This window comes from Streptomyces sp. AC627_RSS907, assembly GCF_019049165.1.
In genome coordinates this window covers 1-726 of sequence record NZ_JAGMUE010001541.1, presented here as the reverse complement: position 1 = coordinate 726, position 726 = coordinate 1, and the positions used below count along the sequence as shown (strand labels likewise).

Genomic DNA, 726 nt, shown 5'->3' with positions numbered 1-726 from the left:
ACCACCTGACGTACAACCCGCTGCCGCTGTGGGAGGCGGTCGGCGTGCCCTACCCGCACCACGACCGCTGGGTCGACGAGGACAGGCCGCCGGACTACTCCACGACGGTCACCTGGCCCGCGAAGGTGCTCGCGCAGGCCGCGCCCGAAGCGTTGATCAAGTACGTCGAGGTCAAGGCGCTGGTGGGCGGGACCACCTCGATCCAGGGTGCGCCGGTGGCGACGCGGCCCGTGGACGGCTGGCTGCTGCGGATCATCGACAACGAGCGGCTGCCGGCGGGCCGCGACATGGTGATGACGGCGGCGCTGCAACTCGACGCGGAGGAGTTGCGCGAGGTGCGGGCGCCGAAGCTGGACGGGACGCGGCTGCTCATCTACCACGTCGCGGAGGGCCGGGCCGGCTCGATCGTACGCCGGGAGTTCGAGGAGTTGGAGCCGTGCTGGCGGCCCGGGCTGATCGGCGTCCACGGCACCGCGCTCACCGGCGCGGACTTCGCGCGGTGGCAGGACGCGGTGCGGGCGATCAACCCGGCCGAGCGGGCGACCCTCGTGTGGTCGCCGTTCTCCAACTACTGGCTCTACCACGAGACTACGGACGTGGTCGCGGCCGACCGGAAGGGGTTGCGCATCGCGCTCGGCTCCGACTGGGCGCCGTCGGGGACCAAGCACGTACTGGGTGAGCTCAAGGTCGCCGACGCCGTCAACCAGCACCGGCTCGGCGGACGGT

General features: G+C 71.9%; 1 pseudogene. It reads left to right on the top strand.

From position 1 onward, the window contains the following. Positions 1–726 (top strand): annotated as a pseudogene (locus KUM32_RS42895) (hypothetical protein); the annotation flags it as partial.